Source organism: Herbiconiux sp. (assembly GCF_023264855.1).
In the GTDB taxonomy this organism is placed as follows: domain Bacteria; phylum Actinomycetota; class Actinomycetes; order Actinomycetales; family Microbacteriaceae; genus Herbiconiux.
On record NZ_JAHFUW010000006.1, the window covers coordinates 77110 to 94953 of the forward strand.

General features: G+C 69.7%; 11 protein-coding genes. 8 read left to right on the plus strand and 3 right to left on the minus strand.

The window, feature by feature from the left end; all coding sequences use genetic code 11:
• Positions 1–256: 256 nt before the first annotated feature.
• Positions 257–1129 (minus strand): helix-turn-helix transcriptional regulator, encoded by an 873-nt coding sequence (locus tag Q0D75_RS04195; protein ID WP_291049753.1) that lies wholly within the window; start codon positions 1127–1129, stop codon positions 257–259.
• A gap of 272 nt (positions 1130–1401) precedes the next feature.
• Between Q0D75_RS04195 and Q0D75_RS04200 the strand changes: the two genes are divergently transcribed.
• Positions 1402–2658, plus strand: coding sequence for an HNH endonuclease signature motif containing protein (locus tag Q0D75_RS04200; RefSeq protein WP_291049755.1), 1257 nt, complete (start codon positions 1402–1404; stop codon positions 2656–2658).
• 88 nt (positions 2659–2746) lie between these two features.
• On the opposite strand, the gene Q0D75_RS04205 is transcribed toward Q0D75_RS04200, so the two are convergent.
• Positions 2747–4318: an amino acid permease gene (locus Q0D75_RS04205; protein WP_291049757.1), complete on the minus strand. Its 1572-nt coding sequence runs from the start codon at positions 4316–4318 to the stop codon at positions 2747–2749.
• Between the two features lie 168 nt (positions 4319–4486).
• Between Q0D75_RS04205 and Q0D75_RS04210 the strand changes: the two genes are divergently transcribed.
• The 5 genes from Q0D75_RS04210 (at position 4487) to Q0D75_RS04230 (ending at position 11346) form a co-directional block, all read left to right on the plus strand.
• Complete coding sequence (locus Q0D75_RS04210; protein WP_291049759.1) at positions 4487–6013, plus strand: SLC13 family permease; 1527 nt, start codon at positions 4487–4489, stop codon at positions 6011–6013.
• A 525-nt stretch (positions 6014–6538) separates the two neighbouring features.
• Complete coding sequence (locus tag Q0D75_RS04215) at positions 6539–8164, plus strand: amidohydrolase family protein (protein ID WP_291049762.1); 1626 nt, start codon at positions 6539–6541, stop codon at positions 8162–8164.
• Positions 8161–8937 carry a VOC family protein gene (locus Q0D75_RS04220; protein ID WP_291049764.1) on the plus strand — a complete coding sequence of 259 codons (777 nt, stop codon included), beginning with the start codon at positions 8161–8163 and terminating at the stop codon, positions 8935–8937. The genes Q0D75_RS04215 and Q0D75_RS04220 overlap by 4 nt, the downstream gene beginning before the upstream one ends.
• Positions 8934–10172 carry a BMP family ABC transporter substrate-binding protein gene (locus tag Q0D75_RS04225; protein WP_291049768.1) on the plus strand — a complete coding sequence of 413 codons (1239 nt, stop codon included), beginning with the start codon at positions 8934–8936 and terminating at the stop codon, positions 10170–10172. Before Q0D75_RS04220 ends, Q0D75_RS04225 begins: the two co-directional genes overlap by 4 nt.
• 223 nt (positions 10173–10395) lie before the next feature.
• Positions 10396–11346 (plus strand): nucleoside hydrolase, encoded by a 951-nt coding sequence (locus tag Q0D75_RS04230; RefSeq protein WP_291049770.1) that lies wholly within the window; start codon positions 10396–10398, stop codon positions 11344–11346.
• 92 nt (positions 11347–11438) lie between these two features.
• On the opposite strand, the gene Q0D75_RS04235 is transcribed toward Q0D75_RS04230, so the two are convergent.
• The gene (locus tag Q0D75_RS04235; RefSeq protein WP_291049773.1) at positions 11439–11786 is read right to left on the minus strand and encodes a hypothetical protein; all 348 of its coding nucleotides are present in this window, start codon (positions 11784–11786) and stop codon (positions 11439–11441) included.
• Positions 11787–12167: 381 nt separating this feature from the next.
• Between Q0D75_RS04235 and Q0D75_RS04240 the strand changes: the two genes are divergently transcribed.
• Both Q0D75_RS04240 and Q0D75_RS04245 read left to right on the plus strand, forming a co-directional pair.
• On the plus strand, positions 12168–16175 hold the full coding sequence (locus tag Q0D75_RS04240; RefSeq protein WP_291049776.1) for a beta-propeller fold lactonase family protein: 4008 nt from the start codon (positions 12168–12170) through the stop codon (positions 16173–16175).
• The gene (locus Q0D75_RS04245; RefSeq protein WP_291049778.1) at positions 16172–17707 is read left to right on the plus strand and encodes an MDR family MFS transporter; all 1536 of its coding nucleotides are present in this window, start codon (positions 16172–16174) and stop codon (positions 17705–17707) included. Before Q0D75_RS04240 ends, Q0D75_RS04245 begins: the two co-directional genes overlap by 4 nt.
• Positions 17708–17844: the final 137 nt, after the last annotated feature.

A 17844-nucleotide genomic window follows, 5' to 3' on the forward strand; every position in this document is an offset into this window, starting at 1 on the left:
GGTGCTGGCGCCCCCAGTCGCCCCTTCCGTGCCCGACCCCCGCCGCCCATCCCGAAACCCCCATCCAAAACGACGGAGTTCTTGGGCGCCACGCCGATCGGGGTCCCCGTGCGCCGGCGCGCCATCCAAAATCTCCGTCGTTTCGGATGCGGGGCTTCGGGATGCGCAGCTTTGGGATGCGGGGCTTCGGGCTGCGGGGCTCCGGGATACTGGGCGATTCGGATGCGGGGTGGGCGGCGGGTGGGGTGGGTGGGCGCTACTCCACCAGCGCAGAGGCCTGCTCCTGCGTCGCTGCCCAGGAGGCCAGCACGCGCAGCGCGTCGGCGGTGGGGGAGCCGGCCGGCGCCGTGTAGACATTCATCACGAGGCCGGGCTCGCTCGGCAGCTCCATCGACTCGTAGGTGAGGTCGAGGTCGCCGACCACGGGGTGGTGGAGGCGCTTGAGCCCGCTGCGGTGGAACATCACGTCGCGCGACGCCCAGCGCTCGCGGAACAGCTCGCTCTGCGTCGAGAGCTCGCCGATGAGCCGGATGAGGTCGGGGTCGTGCGGAGTGCGTCCGGCCTCGAGGCGCAGCATCGCGGCCGCATCGCGCGTGATCTGGTCGTAGTCGCGCCAGAACTCCCGCGCGGCCGGGTTGAGGTAGGTGAACCGTGTCGTGTTCACCGGGCGGTGCGGGTCGTCGAAGACGGGCGAGTACAGCGCGCGCCCCATCCGGTTGGCGGCGATGATGTCGTGCCGGGCGTTCCGCACCCAGGCCGGAGCATCCGACATCGCGTCGAGCACCTGAAGCACCGAGGCGCGCACCGGTCCGGGTTTCGACTTCGGGGCGCGGCGATGGGTGGGCCCGGATGCGCGAGCCAGGTCGAAGAGGTACTGCCGCTCGGCCTCGTCGAGGTTGAGCGTGTTCGCCAGGGCGTCGAGCACACTCTCGGATGCCCCGGCCAGGTTGCCGCGCTCGAGGCGCACGTAGTAGTCGACCGAGACGCCGGTTAGCATCGCCACCTCTTCGCGTCGCAGCCCCGCCACCCGGCGGTTGCCGCCGTAGACCGGCAGCCCCGCCTGCTCGGGCGTGATGCGCGCGCGCCGAGAACTCAAGAACTCGCGGATGTCGCTGCGTACGTCTCCCATGCCACAACGGTACGTCTCCGCGGCCCGCCGGGGGAGGCACTGGCACTACCTGTCAGGCGGGGCGCCTGCGCGCGGAGGGTCGGGCCTGATCGGGATTCATCGGCGCCAGGCGGCGCGCTGCGAAGCCCTTCTTCCCAGGAACTCTGAATTGCAGCCTTGATCTGCGATTTCGGCTTGTGCCAGATCCCGGATCCGACTAAAATCGAGGTACTCTCATGAACCCCTCTCCAGCCCCTTGCTTCGCCCCCGCAGAAACCGGCGAGCCCAGCCGCGTGTCGCTGTTGCAGGCCTTGGGAGCGGATGTGGATTCGGCCGCGGTGATTCAGCGCCGGCAGGCAATGCTCGAGGCCGACACGGTCGCGTTCCTCGCGGCAGCGGCCCGCAAGGCCGACCGGCTGGCCCGCCTTCCCGGTGGATCGCTCGAGCACACGCGGCGTTCGCTGGTCGCTGAGGTCGCCACCACCCTCCTGATTCCCGAGGTCACTGCGGCGCAGCGCATCGACGAGGCCGAGATGCTGTCCGACTTCCTGCCCGCCACGTTCGCGGCACTGGCCCACGGCGAGATCAGCTATCGGCACGCGCAGGCGGTGATCCGGCAGGCCGGCTCGTTGCCCGAGTCGGCACACGCCGAGTTCGAGGCAGCGGTGGTACCGAAGGCCGCCACGCAGACAGCTGCGCAGCTCGCCATTCATGCCCGAAAGCTGCGCGAGCGGATGCATCCCGAATCGATCGACGATCGGCACCGCGCAGCCCGTGACGAGCGCGCGGTCTGGCTCGAGAAGGAGCGTGACGGCATGGCCACCCTGGTCTGCCACCTCCCGGCGGTCGCGGCCTTCGCGATCGACGACACCCTCGATCAGCTCGCCCGGTCCCTCCGTGCACCCGACGAGGCGCGCACGTACTCCCAGCTCCGCGCCGACGCGCTGGCCGATCTCCTCCTGCACCGTGATGGCGGCACGGCCACCCGGGCCCGTGGCATCGCGGCCAACATCGCCGTCACGGTACCGGTGCTGACTCTCCTGGGGCGGGCTGGAGGGCCGGCCGAGCTCCGCGGCTACGGTCCGATCGACCTCGACACCGCTCGCCGGCTCACAGCAGCGGCGCCCACGGTCACCCGCATCCTCACCGACCCGATCACGGGCGTCCGGCTCTCGGTCGGTCGCGACCGCTACAAGGTGCCTGCCGACCTGCGTGCCGCGGTCATCCTCGACGACGAGAACTGCCGCTTCCCCGGCTGCGCCCGTCGCGCCGATCGCTGCGACCTCGACCACACCACCGACTGGGCCCACGGCGGCGAGACCGGACTCGACAACCTCGCCGCCCTCTGCCGGCGACATCACACCCTCAAGCACCAGACGGATTGGACTGTCAGCGCCGCCGCGGGAAGAGCGTTGCACTGGACTTCTCCATCCGGCGCCAGGCACGCGACTCGGCCGCCCGATCACGCATTGGATTCGGATGGGCCGCGCCCACGGCTCGAAAGACTATTGCGGTCGATCGGCCCCCTTCCCGACGAGGCGCCCTTCTGAGACGACTCGCATTCGGAGATGGCCCGCTTCCGAAGGGGGTTCGCATCCGAAGGGGGACCTGCGACCTTCCGGTTTCTCGCGGGTTCGCCTAGCGGGCGTGGTCAGGCAGGGTGCCCACGTGGTGGCGGCCGCGGAGGAGGTACCAGCCCAGACCGACCACGACGACCGCGCCGATGAACAGCACGGCGATGTACCGCAGCGGGCCGTTGTCGCCGTAGACCTCCACCCGGGGCCAGGCGAGATTGACCGCCATACCCGCACCCCACAGCACGGCGACGATGTTGATGGGCAGGCCGAGGCGGCCCAGTGAGAAGTGCGGGCGGGACGCGGCATCCGCTGGCCCCTTCGCACGATCCGCACCCTGCGAGCTCTCGGATCGCGCCGGTCGCCCGGTCGGCCCCCACCCGCCCTTGAGGCGTGTGATCAGCAGCGGCACGGTCACCAGCAGGTAAGCCAGGTAGATCATGATGACGGCCACGCTCGTGATGGCGGTGAAGATCTCGGCGGCGCCGATGTCGATGGCCAGGATGAGCACGGCCAGCACGCCGATGACCACCGCGGGCACCACCGGCGCCTTGCGCTTCGGGTCGATGCGGGCGAGCACCGGGCTGCCGGGGAGGGCGTTGTCGCGGGCCATCGCGAACATCAGCCGGATGCCCGCGGTGTGCACGGCGAGGGCGCACACCGTGACGGCGATCACGATGCAGACGAGGAACGCCGTGCCGAGGGGGCCGCCGAGTGCCTGCAGAACGATCAACTGCAGGCCACCGGATGCCTCGCCGAGGGCCGGGTCGCCCAGCTCGGGGGCCGCGAGGATGCCGAACAGCAGGATGAGTCCGCCGATCACGAACGACGCGATCACCGCGCGGAGGATCGCGAGGGGGGCCGTGCGCCGCGGGTCGACGGTCTCTTCGCCGAGCGAGCTGGCCGTGTCGAAGCCGTACATCACGTAGGCCGAGGCGATGGCGGCGACCAGGAAGGCGCCGAAGTAGCCGCCCGGCAGGCCGACCCCGTACCCGGCGGTGTCGAGCAGAACGCTCGGCGGGTTGACGACGTGCGCGGCCAGGATGATCACGAGCAGCACGGCGGCGATGAGTTCGATCAGTACACCGATGCTGTTGATGCGGGCCATGAGCGTGATGCCGAAGGCGTTCACGACGGTGGTGAAGAGGATGAGGATGCCGCCCCAGATCACGGCGCTGATGCCGAAACTCGCGCCCGTGCCGTCGCCCACGAGCTGGAAGCCGCTCCAGATCTGCGGCAGGGTCACCTGGTAGGCGAGCACCACGGCGGCGAGGGTCACGATCGAGGCGGCGAGCATCATCCAGCCCGCGAGCCAGCTCACGGTGGGCCCGGCCACGCGTTTGCTCCAGTTGTAGACCGAGCCGGCCACCGGGTAGCGGGCGGCGAGCTCGGCGAAGCAGAGCGCCACCGTGAGCTGGCCGGCGAAGACGAGGGGCCACGACCACCAGTAGGCGGGGCCGCCGTTGAGAAAGCCGAAATAGAAGAGCTGGAACGTGCCCGTGAGGATGGAGATGTAGCTGACACCGGCGGCGAAGCTGCCGAACCGGCCGATGCGGCGGGACAGTGCCGGGCGGTAGCCGAACTCGGCCAGGCCATCGTCGCTCGCGCTGTCTCCCGAGCCGGTCGTGGTGCTCACTCGTGAACCGTATCGCGGCTGGCGAGCAGTGCCGGCCGGGCTGGGCCCGTGCCCGCAGCCGCTTGAGGACATGTCCGGATGAGGGCACGGAAGGTCTCCCTCAAGCAGGCCGCTCGCCCCTACTGTGTGAGTGACGCGCAGGGGGCGCGCCTTCGGAGGAGACCCGTCATGCCCGAGTGGTACACCCTCGGCGTCGTCGCGCTGGTGATCGTGGCGGTCGTCGTCGTGATCGTGCGCTTCCGCGTCAACCCCGTGATCGCCCTGGCGCTCGGCGCCGCCGCGATCGGCCTGCTCACCGGTCTCGGCCCCGTCGACACCGTGCAGACGATGTCGCAGGGGTTCGGCGACGTGATGATGGAGGCGGGCATCCTGATCGGCTGGGGTGTGCTGATCGGCGCGATGCTGAACGAGATGGGCGCCATCACGCGGCTGGTCGAGAGCCTGATGCGCATCTTCGGCCGACGCGGCATCCCCTACGCACTCGGGCTGTCGCTCGCCACCTACCTGCAGACGATCTTCGTCGACGTGCTGATCGTGATCGCCGCCCCGCTCGCCCGCCGCATCGCGCCACGGCTCGGTCGCGTCGGAACCGGCATCGTGGGCGTGACCTTCGCGGTCGGGCTCGAGATGGGCATCGTGATGATGGTGCCCAGCTTCGCTGCGGTCGCCCTGGCCGGACTGCTCGGGGTGCCGCTCGGCGTGATGATGCTCGGCGGGTTCGCCGTGGTGGCGCCCGCCGTGGTGCTGACCATCCTGCTGATGTCGCTGTTCTTCCGGCTCGGCTTCTGGAACCCCGAGCGCGACGAGCAGGCGGTGGTGCGCGATGACGAGGAGGGCGCTGAGGTGGGTGCCTCGGCTGGCGGTGCTGCGGGCGCTGCCGGGGCTGCCGGTGTTACGGGCGCTGCGGGTGCTGCGGATGCCGGCGCCTCGGTCGCCGATTCGACCGACCGGATGCTGCTCCGCACCTCCACCGGATCGATCCGCACCACCGTCGGCGGCGTTCCCCGCGGCCCGGCGAGCACCCGCCCGGTCGACCGCGAGGAGCGCGAGCGCCCGCTGCTGCTGCTGTTCGCACCCATGCTGATCGCCCTGCTGCTGATCGCCGCCCAGGCCGTGCTGACGGTGATCGGCATCGAGGTGCCCACGCTGCAGTTCCTGGGCAGCCCGATCATCGCGCTGCTGCTGGCCGTGATCGCCACGGGTGTCATCGGCCGCTCCGCCGTCGGCACCAAGCGCATCGAGAAGGCTGTGGTGCAGGGCTTCCAGGACGGCGGCCAGATCTTCCTCCTCACCGGTATCGGCGGCTCGCTAGCGGCAGTGATCGCGAAGGGCGATCTCGGCGCGGTGCTGCAGGGCTACTTCTCGGCCACCTCGTTCGCACCCCTCCTGCTGGTGTGGGCGATGGCCGCCATCCTGCACATCGCCGTGGGTTCCGTGACGCTCTCGGCCATCACGGCGGCCGGCATCATCGCGCCGGTCGCCGCGACGATGGGGCTCGACCCGCTGCTGATCGCCCTCGCCGCCGGATCCGGGGCGCTCTTCTGCATCCACGTCACCTCGAACACCTTCTGGCTGCTGCAGACCTTCCTCGACCAGTCGGTGCGCGGCGCCCTCAAGACCGTCACCGTCGGCGTCTCCCTGGCCTCGGTCATCGCCCTCGGCATGACCCTCCTCGTCTCGCTGGTCATTTCCTGACCTGAGCGGGACCGGGCAGCCCGTCGTCGAGGGCATCCGTGAAAGCGAAAAGAAACACCGCCGAAACGTCGCCGTCACACACGCCCGCTACCGTCGGAGCATGAGGTTGTCGCACGAGTCACAGGGGTTCTGCCCGTGGTTCTGCCTGCGCCGCCAGAGCGGCCACCACAACACCTCTGTCTTCTCGTTCAACAGGTGACCCCGCCCCGCACCGGGGGAGAAGTGCGCCCACCGGCCCGTTGAGGGCTCCGGATGCTGCGCGCACGCCCCGCGCGGACGTCACGCCATCCCCGGCCGAGCTGCCATCGCAGCCCTGCCCGGTGACGCGCTGACGACCATGCGCGGCGCTTCTCTCTCGTGCTTCGCGTACTCGCGGCCGCCGGCTCCGGCGTCCGTCGACCGCGATCCCGTGATGCGGTAGCCCGGTCGACTGCGCTCCGCGTATCACCAGGCCTCCTCGACGGCTTAGCCGTCAGCCCCCTCTCTTCGGCGCGCCCGCGTGCCCACGCCCCACCAGGAAGCACCATGCCCACTCTCTGGCAGAACGCCCTCGTCATCGCCCTCGACGATGAGCACGGCGCCGAGCCCTTCCGCGCCGACGTGCTCATCGACGCAGATCGCATCACGGCGGTCACGGCGCCCTACGGATGCCCGCTCCCGCCCGCCCTCGACCCCAGCGAAATCATCGCCGCCCCCGCCCCCGCGACCTCGACCTCGACCTCGACCTTGACCGCCACCGCCACCTCGGCCGCCGCCGCAGGCGCCGCCACCGGCCCCACCCACGTCATCGACGCCACCGGCCTGTTGCTGCACCCGGGCTTCGTGAACGCGCACACCCACTCATGGGAGATCCTGCTGCGAGGCACGAGCGACCCCCTTCCGCTGGAGGTGTGGACCCTCCTCAGCTACCCGCCGGCCGATGTCGACCCCGTGCCGGAGCGCCTCGTCTATCTGCGCACCGCGGTGGCGGCGATCGAGTCCCTGCGCGGCGGCGTCACCACGGTTCTCGACGACACCGGCGAGCTCCCGGATGCGACGCCCGCCACCTTCACGCAGGTGCTCAAGGCGTATGCCGACGCCGGCATACGAGCCACCTGCACGGGTACCGCGGTGGACGTGCCCATGGTCGACCGCCTTGCCTACGCCGAGGACGTCCTGCCGCCGGCCCTGATCGAGGCGAGCCGGGCGGCGATGCCCCCGTCCGCCGCGATCCAGGATGCCTACCTCGCGTTCTGCGCCGAAGCCCGCGAGCTCGCCGCCCGGCACGGCGACGGCCGCCTGCGCTACGCCGTCGCCCCGAGCGCCCCGCAGCGGGTCACCGACGAGCTGCTGCTGCGCACAGCCGCCGAGGCTCGCGAGCACGGCGAGGTGCTGCACACCCACCTGCTCGAGACGAAGCTGCAGCAGCAGCTGGCGCGCACCCGCTACGAGGGCCGCACGATCGTGCAGCACCTGCACGACCTCGGCGTGCTCGGGCCGAACCTTGTGCTCGCCCACGGCATCTGGCTGACGCCCGGCGATCTCGACCTGCTCGCCGCATCCGGAGCCACCGTGGTGCACAACCCGCTCTCGAACCTCAAGCTCGGCTCGGGCGTGCTCGCCTGGCGGGCGCTGCACGACGCCGGCGTGCGGGTGGCGCTCGGCACCGACGGTGCCTCGAGCAACGACTCGCTGCGCATGCACGAGGTGATCAAGGCCGCCGCCACCCTGCACACCCTCACCGACCCCGACTATCGCCAGTGGCCAACGGTCGCCGAGGTGCTGCACGCCGCGACCGTCGCCGGAGCGCGGGCGGCCGGCTGGGCCGATACCGTGGGCGCGATCGCCCCTGGCCTGAAGGCCGACCTCGTGGTGGTCGACCTCACCCGCGACACCGCTTTCACCCCGCTGAACGACGCCGCCCGGCAGCTGGTCTTCGCCGAGAACGGCTCGTCCATCCATCAGGTCTGGGTCGATGGCCGGCTCGTGGTCGAAGACGGCCGCTGCACCCGCATCGACGACCTCGCGCTCCTGGCGGAGTTCCGCCGGGAGGCCGCGGCCTACCTTGCGCGGGTGCCGTCGTGGCGCGCTCGCCAGACCGAGATCGAGCCCTACGTGCGCGAGGCCCACCTCCGCGCCTGGGCCGAAGACGCCGAAGGAGAGCACCCATGAAACTCGACGACATCTGCCTGGTCGACGCCGAGGTCGCAGCCTCGGACGCGTTCTACACCGACCGCCTCGGCTTGCCCCGCCGCATGCGCAACGTGCGCTTCGTCGACTACGACTTCGGCGTCGGCCCCCGCCTGGCCCTCTGGATGCGCCCGAGCATCACCGAGACCGTCGGCCCTGCGTATCCGACCGCTCCCGGCCTGCCCTTCCGCGTCACTCTGGAGATTCCGGATGCTGTGGAGCTCGACGCGATCGCAGCCCGGCTCCCCGAGGCGGCGCCGCTGAGTAACGCCGCTACCGGCGCTGCGAGCCTCGCCGTCAGTGACCCCGACGGCTTCGTGACGGTGCTGCGAGCACCCGCCCCCGGCGGTCGCCCCCGCATCGCCGAGGTCGAACTCGCCGTCAGCGACCCGGCCCGCACGGCCGACTTCCTCGGGCGGCTCGGTTTCGAGGCGATGCCTTCGAATCCCGACGGCCGCATCCGCTTCGACGGCGGCGAGGTGACCCTGATGATCCGGGACGCATCCACCGTCGACGACCCGGCCCTATCGCACACCGAGCGCGAGTCGTTCACCCGCACCGGGGGCCACCTGATGCTCGCCGTCGAACTCGAGACGGGGGAGCAGGTCGACACCCTGTACGCCGACCTCACCGCCCGCGGTCTCGCGGCTTCCGGCCCGCCCGCCGTCTACGAGTGGGGCGCCCGCTCCACGTACTTCATCGACCCGGATGGCTACATCTGGGAGATCTACGCGTGGGTAGAGACCCCGCGATGACCACGATGACCCGCCCCACCCGGGCCCCACGACGTTCCACCCGCACCACCGGCGCTACCCGTTCCACCGGCGTCACCCGCACCAACCCATCCCGCAGCACCACCGATACCCTCGAGGAGAACACCATGTCCCCCGCAATCCCCACCTCCACCCGCGCCCGGCGCCTGATCGCCGCCGGCGCTCTCGCCCTGGTCGGCGGCCTCGCCCTCGCCAGCTGTGCCAGCGCACCCAGCGACACCGCAGCATCCGGAGCCGCCGGAAGCGCCGCGGCCGACGCCGACTTCCTCCCCTGCATTGTCAGCGACGAGGGCGGCTTCGACGACCAGTCCTTCAACCAGCTGGGTCTCGAAGGCGTCACCGACGCCGCCGAGACGCTCGGCACCGAACACATCGATGTGCAGTCGCAGGCCGAGAGCGACTACGCGCCCAACATCGCGAGCCTCGTCGACCAGGGCTGCACCACCATCGTCACCATGGGCTACCTGCTCGCGGCGGCCACCGAAGAGGCTGCGGCGGCCAACCCCGACATCAACTTCATCATGGTCGACGACAACACCATCACGGCCGACAACGTGAAGGGCGTGGTGTGGGACACCTCGCAGGCCGGCTTCCTCGTGGGCTACGCCGCCGCCGACTACACCACGAGCGGAAAGGTCGGCACCTACGGCGGAGCGCAGATCCCGCCGGTGACGCTCTACATGGACGGCTTCGCCCGTGGCGTCGAGTACCACAACCAGCAGAAGGGCACCGATGTGCAGGTGATCGGCTGGGATCCGGATGCGCAGACCGGCCTCTTCACCGGCAACTTCAGCGACATCAACGCCGCGAAGGTGCTCTCGCAGGGCATCCTCGGCCAGGGTGCCGACGTGATCGTGCCGGTGGGCGGCCCGATCTACCAGGGTGCGGCGCAGGCCATCCGTGACGGTGGCACGCCGGTCGCCCTCGTGGGTGTCGACACCGACATGTACCTGAGCGACCCCGAGTACGACGACATCTGGTTCACCTCGATCGCCCGTGACATGCCCAAGTCGATCTCCGAGGTCATCCAGGCCGCGGCCGCCGGTGACTTCTCGAACGAGGAGTACGTCGGAACCCTCGACAACGGCGGTGTGCTGATGAGCCCGTTCCACGCCTTCGAGTCGAAGGTCGCGCCCACCCTGCAGGGCGAGCTCGACACCATCCAGGCCGCCATCATCGACGGCTCGCTGAAGATCGAGACCCCTTCGGCCCCGTAAACAGCGGCCCCTGCCAGCCGGCCGGGCCCATGCGGCCCGGCCTCTGCGGCCCGAACCTCGGGCCCGCACCTCCCAAGACCCCGGGGTGGAGGCGACCTCCAAGCGCCCCCACCCCGGTCCCACCCAAAGCCCCCATCGACACGTCACATTCGGCCCCTAAAACCTTCGGTATCGGGCCATATGCGACGGGTCGATAGGTGGCGAACCTCGAAAGGATGCGCCCGTGCGCGACCTCATCTGCATCACCGACCCCGGCCAGGAGCAGGCCGTCGCGCTGCTCGCGATCCTCGCGTCGCCCGAAGACTTCCGCATCAAGGCCATCGTGGCCTCCGCCGGCAACACCACTCTCGATCACACGGTCGAGAACGTGTTCAAGGTGCTCGAGCTCGCCGGCGAACCGGGACGCGGCATCCCCGTGCACCGCGGGGTCCCGAAGCCCCTGCTCCGCCCGCTCGTCACCGCCGCGCACGTGCACGGCGAGACCGGCCTCGACGGCTACGACTTCCCGCCCGTCACCGGCACTGCCGAGGACGAGTCGGGCGTCGCCGCCATCATCCGTCTCTGCCGAGAAGCCGCCGCCCGCGAACCGCACTCCCTCACGATCGCCCAGTTCTCGAGCATGACCACGCTCGCGGTCGCCCTCACCGAGGCGCCCGACATCGCCGAGGGCATCGCTGAGATCGTCATGATGGCCGGCGCCTACTTCGAGGTCGGCAACATCACCCCCGCGGCCGAGTTCAACATCTACGTCGACCCGCACGCGGCATCCATCGTGCTCGAATCGGGCATCCCGATCGTCATGCTGCCCCTGGACATCACCCACCAGCTGCGCAACACGCGAGCTCGACTCGACGCCTTCTCGGCCCTCGGCACCGAGCCCGGCCGGGCGGTGGATGCGATGCTCACCTTCAGCGAGACCTTCGACCTCGAGAAGTACGGCTGGGACGGCGCCCCGCTGCACGGCCCCGTCGTGCCCCTCTACCTGCTGCGCCCAGAACTCTTCCACGGCCGCCAGATCAACGCCCGCATCGAAACCGCGAGCGAGCTGACGATGGGCATGCTGGTCGCAGACTGGTGGCAGATCACCGACCTCCCGAAGAACATCTTCTACGCCCGAGACGTCGACGCCGACCCCTTCTACGCCGAACTCCTCAGCCGCATCGCCCGCCTCTGATCGGTGGGCCATCCGGCCCGGTCCACGTCGTGGATGCGAGCCACCTCGCCGCCGATCTGGTGGCGAGGCAGCCCCGCGCCCGGGACCATCGTCTAGTCGCAGGCGATTCCGTTTCCGTCGCTGTCCAGGTTGTAGATGTCGGAGCCGGTCACGGCAACCGGCCCCGGGGCGAAGCGGGGACCGTCACCGCCCACATCCGGGCAGTCCACGTCTCCCACCGGGATGCAATTCGGGTCGGTGTCGACGTTGCAGCCGATGTCGGCGACGGGGATGCAGTTGCCGTAGTCCGGTTCGCAGTCGGGGCCGTCGGCGCTGGTGATCAGGTTGATCCCTCCGATCGCTCCAAAGATCAGCAGGGTCGCACCGAGCACGGCCAGGAGGCCGATGATCCATCTCGAACGATTCGGTCGCGCACGGGGGTGATGATCGGAGGTCGACATGATTGTCACAATCTGGTCAGAGGCGGTCACCAAGGTTTGGGCCCGAGCGCGGTGTCCCTGCGCTGCGGTACGCCTCGGAGCGCAACCTACGCCTGTCGAACACACAGGGATAGGCCCCGGATGGGGGTCACGGCGAGACGACACGCTCGGGTTCTCGTCTCGCTGAGATCGCCCTTTCGCGTTGCTCACGACAGGGTCTCGCGGGCGCCCGCGGGGGCCTTCGTGCGCGCCCGCGAGAGCGATCGACAATTGTCGATCCGATCTGTCTTCCGTCCTAGGCGGGGGCTCTCCGCCGTGTTACGTTGCGCCCATGACTTCGACGACGAACGAGAACGACACCTCCACGGTGAGCACGCTCGACACGTCTGTCGCGGTCACCCCGTGATCCGCACGTTCGTCGCCCTCACCGCAGCCACCGCCCTCACCGCCCTCGGGGCGATCGTGCCTTCGGTCGGTGCCGAAGGCCGGGCCCTGTCGGAGATCACCACGACGGTGCCGGTCGCTCCGGGTCCGTCCGCCGTGGCGTTCAGTCCGGATGGGCGGACCATCTACGCCACGAGCGAGAGCGGGAGTGACTCGGTTTCCGTCATCGACGTCGCCAGCGGTGTCGTCACGACGACGATCCCCGTCGGAGGCAGCCCCGTCGCGGTTGCGTTCAGCCCCGACGGCCTGCTCGCCTACGTGGCGAACTCGATCACCGACGACGTCTCGGTCATCAGCGTCGCCGACGCCACTGTGCGCACCACCATCCAGGTCGGGCAGTCGCCCAGCTCGGTGGCCTTCAGTTCCGACGGAGCGCTCGCCTATGTCGCCAACCGCGACGCCGCCTCCGTCTCGGTCATCGACGTCGCCAGTGGGAGCACCGGTGACCCCATCCAGGTCGGAAACGGCCCCTCCTCGGTGGCACTCAGCCCCGACGACTCGATCTTGTACGTGGCGGAATCCATCGACTCCCAGGTGTCGGTGGTCGACGTCGCCACGGCGACGGTCACGATCCGGATCCCCGTCGGTTCCGGCCCGCAAGCCGTGGTCGTCAGCCCCGATGGATCGACCGCGCTGACCGCCGACGAGAACGTCGGGACGACGTCGGTCATCGATCTCGCCGCCCGCACGACCGAGTCCATCTCGACAGGCACCTCCCCGACATCGGTGGCGATCTCGCCTGACGGGAAGACGGCCTACGTCTCCGACTCCTACGACGACTCCGTGTCCGTCGTCGACCTCGACGCCGGAGTGGTCACCGCCTCGGTCGCCGTCGGCAGCGAGCCCGTCTCGACCGCACTCAGCCCGAACGGTGGGGAGCTCGCGACGGCGAACTCGAACGACAGTTCGGTGTCGATCGTCGTCGTGTCTCCGCTGGCACCGGTCTTCACCGCCGCCAGCCCTCCCGCCCTGGGCACGATCGGTGCGCCGTTCTCGTACACGTTCGCAGCCACCGGCATCCCCGCGCCCACGTTCTCCGTGAGCTCGGGAGCACTGCCCGACGGCCTGGCTCTCAGCCCCGACGGAATGTTGTCCGGCACACCCACCAAGGCCGGGCTCGCGCACTACGAGGTGACAGCGACCAACGGTGTGAGTCCCGATGCGGTCAGCGCTCGGCTGTCTCTTGCCACCAATCCCGCCGCGATCCCGGTCGGCTCCTTCCCGGTGTCTGTCGCCTTCAGCTCCGACGGAACGATCGCCTACACCGCGAACCAAGACGGAGACGTCCACGTGATCGATGTCGCCACAGGCTCGGCTCCGGCCGAGCCAGCGCCCTCTCGCATCCACCTCGGTCTCCAGCCCGCTGCGGTGGCTTTCAGCCCGACGGAGCCGCTCGCCTATGTCGCGAACAGCACGGCCGACAAGGTGTTCGTCATCGACGTCACCACGGGCACGGTCAGCGGAACGATCGATGTGGGCCGATATCCGGTCTCGGTGGCGTTCAGCCCCGACGGAACGAAGGCGTATGCTGCGAACCGTCTCGATGCCACGGTGTCCGTGATCGATGTCGCCGCCGGAACCGCGAGCACCGCCATCCCGGTCGGCTCGCTGGTCTCCGCCGTCGCCGTCAGCCCGGACGGAACGAAGGTCTACGCCACGAACCTGCTGACCGCATCCGTGACCGTCATCGACGCCGGAACGCATTCCACCGTCGGCGACCCCATCGCGGTGGGATCGAATCCCTCGGCGGTGGCCTTCGCCCCGGACGGCACGACGGCCTATGTCGCGAACGCCGACGACGGCACCGTCTCGGCCATCGATGTCGGCACGGCCTCCACGACCCGCACCATCCCGGTGGGTCAGTCTCCCCTGTCCGTCGCGTTCAGTCCCGACGGGGCGACGGCGTACACCGCGAACAAGGGCGACGACACCGTCTCCGCGATCGATGTGGCGACCGGCACGACGGAAGCCGCCATCCCCGTCGGCGCCCAGCCGTCGTCGGTCGCGGTCAGCCCGGATGGCAGCAGGCTCTACACGGCCGACTACACCGGCGGCTCCGTGTCGATCGTGCTGCTGAACCCTGCCGCCCCGGTCTTCACCGCGGACAGCCCGCCGGCCGTGACGGCCATCGGATCCTCCTACAGCTACACCTTCGAAGCCACGGCCGTGTCTCCGGTGAGGTTCGCCATCACCGCCGGTCGCCTTCCTGACGGCCTGGATCTCAGCACGGAGGGGCTGCTGTCTGGAACGCCGACCGCAGCCGGGGTGTTCGACTACGAGGTGACCGCACGCAACGGCGCCAATCCGAACGTCTCGCGAACGACGCACAGCATCAACGTGGGCCCCGCAGCCATCGCAGTGGGGCAGTTCCCCGTCGCTGTCGTGTTCTCACCCGACGGGAGAACCGCGTACGCCGCGAACTTCGGCGCCGAATCCGTGTCGGTCATCGATGTCGCCACCGGCACCACGGGTGGCCTCATCGAGGTGGGCGTCGGTCCGAGCGCGGTGGCGATGAGCCCCGACGGGTCGACCCTCTACGTGACGAACCTGCACGACGACACCCTGTCGGTGATCGACCTCGGCACTGCTGCTGTGACGGCCACGATAGCCGTGGGAACCGAACCCACATCGGTGGCCGTCAGCCCTGACGGGTTCACGCTGTACGTCACGAACTATCTCGACGACTCCGTATCGGTGATCAACGACCGCGTCGCAGGAGTTCCCATCGCAGTGGGATCGGGGCCCGGTTCCGTGGCGTTCAGCCCCGACGGCACGACCGTCTACGTCGCGAACGACGACGGCACCGTGTCGGTCATCCGAAGCGGCGCACTCGTCACCTCGATCGCAGCCGGAAAGGAGCTCACCTCGGTCGCCTTCAGCCCTGACGGCACCGCGGCGTACGTGACCGGGACGGGCGGGAGCAGCGGCGACGGCGGAAGCGTCTCCGTCATCGATGTAGCCACGGATGCCGTGGGCACCCCGATCACCGTCGGTGAACGCCCGAAGTCGGTGGCGTTCGGCCTCGACGGAACCACCGCGTACACGGCCAACGACGACGGAACCGTCTCGGTGATCGACGTCGCGACCGCCACCACGAAGCCCTCTCTCCCGGCCGGGGCCGCGCCGATGTGGGTCGCGGTGAGTCCTGACGGCAGCACCCTCGCCGTGGCGAACTCCGGCGACGACACGGTCTCGATGATCGTGCTGCACCGTGCCGCTCCGGTGTTCACCGCGTCGAGTCCGCCGCCCGCGGCAGTCGTCGGCGACGACTACTCGTATGCATTCGCCGCGACCGGGACACCGACGATCACCTTCGTCGTCTCGTCGGGCTCACTGCCCGCGGGTCTCACGCTCAGCCCGAGCGGACTGCTGTCGGGAACACCGACCCGACCGGAGGTCTCGGAGTACAGCGTCACCGCCCGCAACGGCACCGATCCCGAGGCGACGGTGCAGCAGGTCGTCACGATCAGCCCTGCGCCCGCCGCACCCGTGTTCACTGCAGCCAGCCCGCCGACCACCGGAACCGTCGGAACCCCGTACACTTACACCTTCACCGCGACCGGAGACCCCGCCCCCACTTTCTCCGCCGACGGCACACTTCCCGACGGCCTGACGCTCAGCCCTGAGGGCGTGCTCTCCGGAACCCCCACCAAGGCAGGCAGCTCTGTCTACGTCGTCATCGCAGGCAGCAGCATCGCGCCGGCCGCGAGGACAGCATCGCTGAAGCTCCACATCCGGGCGGCCTCCGTCTCCGTTCCGGAGCCGCCGGCCGTCAGCCCCGCCCCTCCCGCCCCGGGCGCGCCGGCCGGCACTCCTCCGAAGCCGCCGGCCGGGCTGGCCGCGACAGGCATCGGCATCGGTCTTCCCCTCGCGGGGGCAGCCGCCCTGATGCTGACCGGGCTGTCGCTCGCCGTCAGACGGCGGCACAACCGGAGTAGCGGGATCGAAGGCAGCCGGTCGACGTGACTCGTCTGGCTGGTGCACGACCCACGGCACCCGCCTCCGCTCAGCGAGTGCGCCTGGTCTTCGCCGGCCTCGTGGTGGCGAAGCTGCTCGCGTCGCTCGATCAGACCGTGTTCAGCACCGCATTGCCGACGATCGTCGGCGAGCTCGACGGCGCGGAGCACGTGCTGTGGGTCACCACGGCCTATGTTCTGGCGTCGACCGTGGTGCTGCCGGTCTACGGCAAGCTCGGCGACCTCATCGGCCGTAAGAGGCTGTTCATCACAGCGATCGGCATCTTCATGCTCGGCAGTGTCGTCGGCGGCATCGCCGACTCGATGGGGGTACTGATCGCGGGCCGAGCCGTGCAGGGCCTCGGCGGCGGTGGTCTCATGGTGCTCGCGTGGGCGATCATCGCCGACATCGTGCCGGCTCGCCAGCGGGGTCGCTATGCCGGAGTCATGGGTGCGGTTTTCGCGGTATCGAGTGTGGCCGGCCCGCTGCTCGGCGGATTCTTCACCGACGGCCCCGGCTGGCGATGGGCGTTCTGGATGAACCTCCCCCTCGGATCCGTGGCGATCGTTCTTGCCGCCGCGTTCTTGAGGCCTCCCGTCCGCCCCCGGGTGAGGGCCAGGATCGACCTGGCCGGTATCGCCCTCCTCTCGGTGGCGGCGACCAGCATGGTGCTGTTCACCACCTGGGGTGGCACGACCTACGGCTGGGGGTCGCCGGTCATCCTCGGGCTGATCATCGCCACCATCGTGTCGACCGGTCTGTTCATCTTCGTCGAATTCTGGGCGGCCGAGCCGGTGCTGCCGTTGACACTGTTCCGCAATCGCAACTTCGTCCTCGCCACCGGCGCCGGGCTCATCGCGGGCATCGCCCTGTTCGGTGTGTTGGCCTACATGCCCACCCACCTGCAGATGGTGACCGGGGTCGGCGCAGCCCACGCCGGCCTGTTGATGATCCCCGCGACGGCCGCGGTGCTCCTCGCCTCGATCGGTTCCGGTCAGATCGTGACGCGCACCGGCCACTACAAGGCGATCCCGATCATCGGCATGTTCGTGACGGCGCTCAGCCTGTTCCTGCTCTCGAATCTGACAGCGCAGACCCCCACCTGGATCATGTGCCTGTACTTGGCGCTGATGGGCACCGGACTCGGCATGTCGACCCAGATCCTCATCCTCATCGTCCAGAACTCGACGCCCGACGCGATCGTCGGTGTCGCCACGAGCGCCAATACGTTCTTTCGCGAGATCGGGGCGGCCTTCGGTGCCGCGGTCGTCGGAAGTGTCTTCGTCGCCCGGCTGAGCGGCATCCTGGCGAGCACCCTCCCGGGAGAGGCCACCGGCAGCACCTGGATAAACTCGCTCACCCCCAAGATCGTCACCGGGCTGCCCACCCTGGAACGCACCATCGTGGTCGCCGCGTACAACGACGCCCTCGTGCCGATCTTCCTCCTGATCGCACCGATCGCGGCGCTGGCCGGGGTGATGCTGATGTTCGTGGTGGAGCGACCCCTCGCGACCCGCGTGGGCGGGGAGCCATCGACGTAGGCCTCGGTACGAGCAATCATCCGATCAGCTGCGCGCCTCGCGGCGGGAGTCGGGGCTTCGCGTCGCTGCATGGAACTCTCCGTGCAACTCGGCGCCTCAGCGGAGTCGCCGGCGCCGGCGCCCTGAGTGGGGCCAGC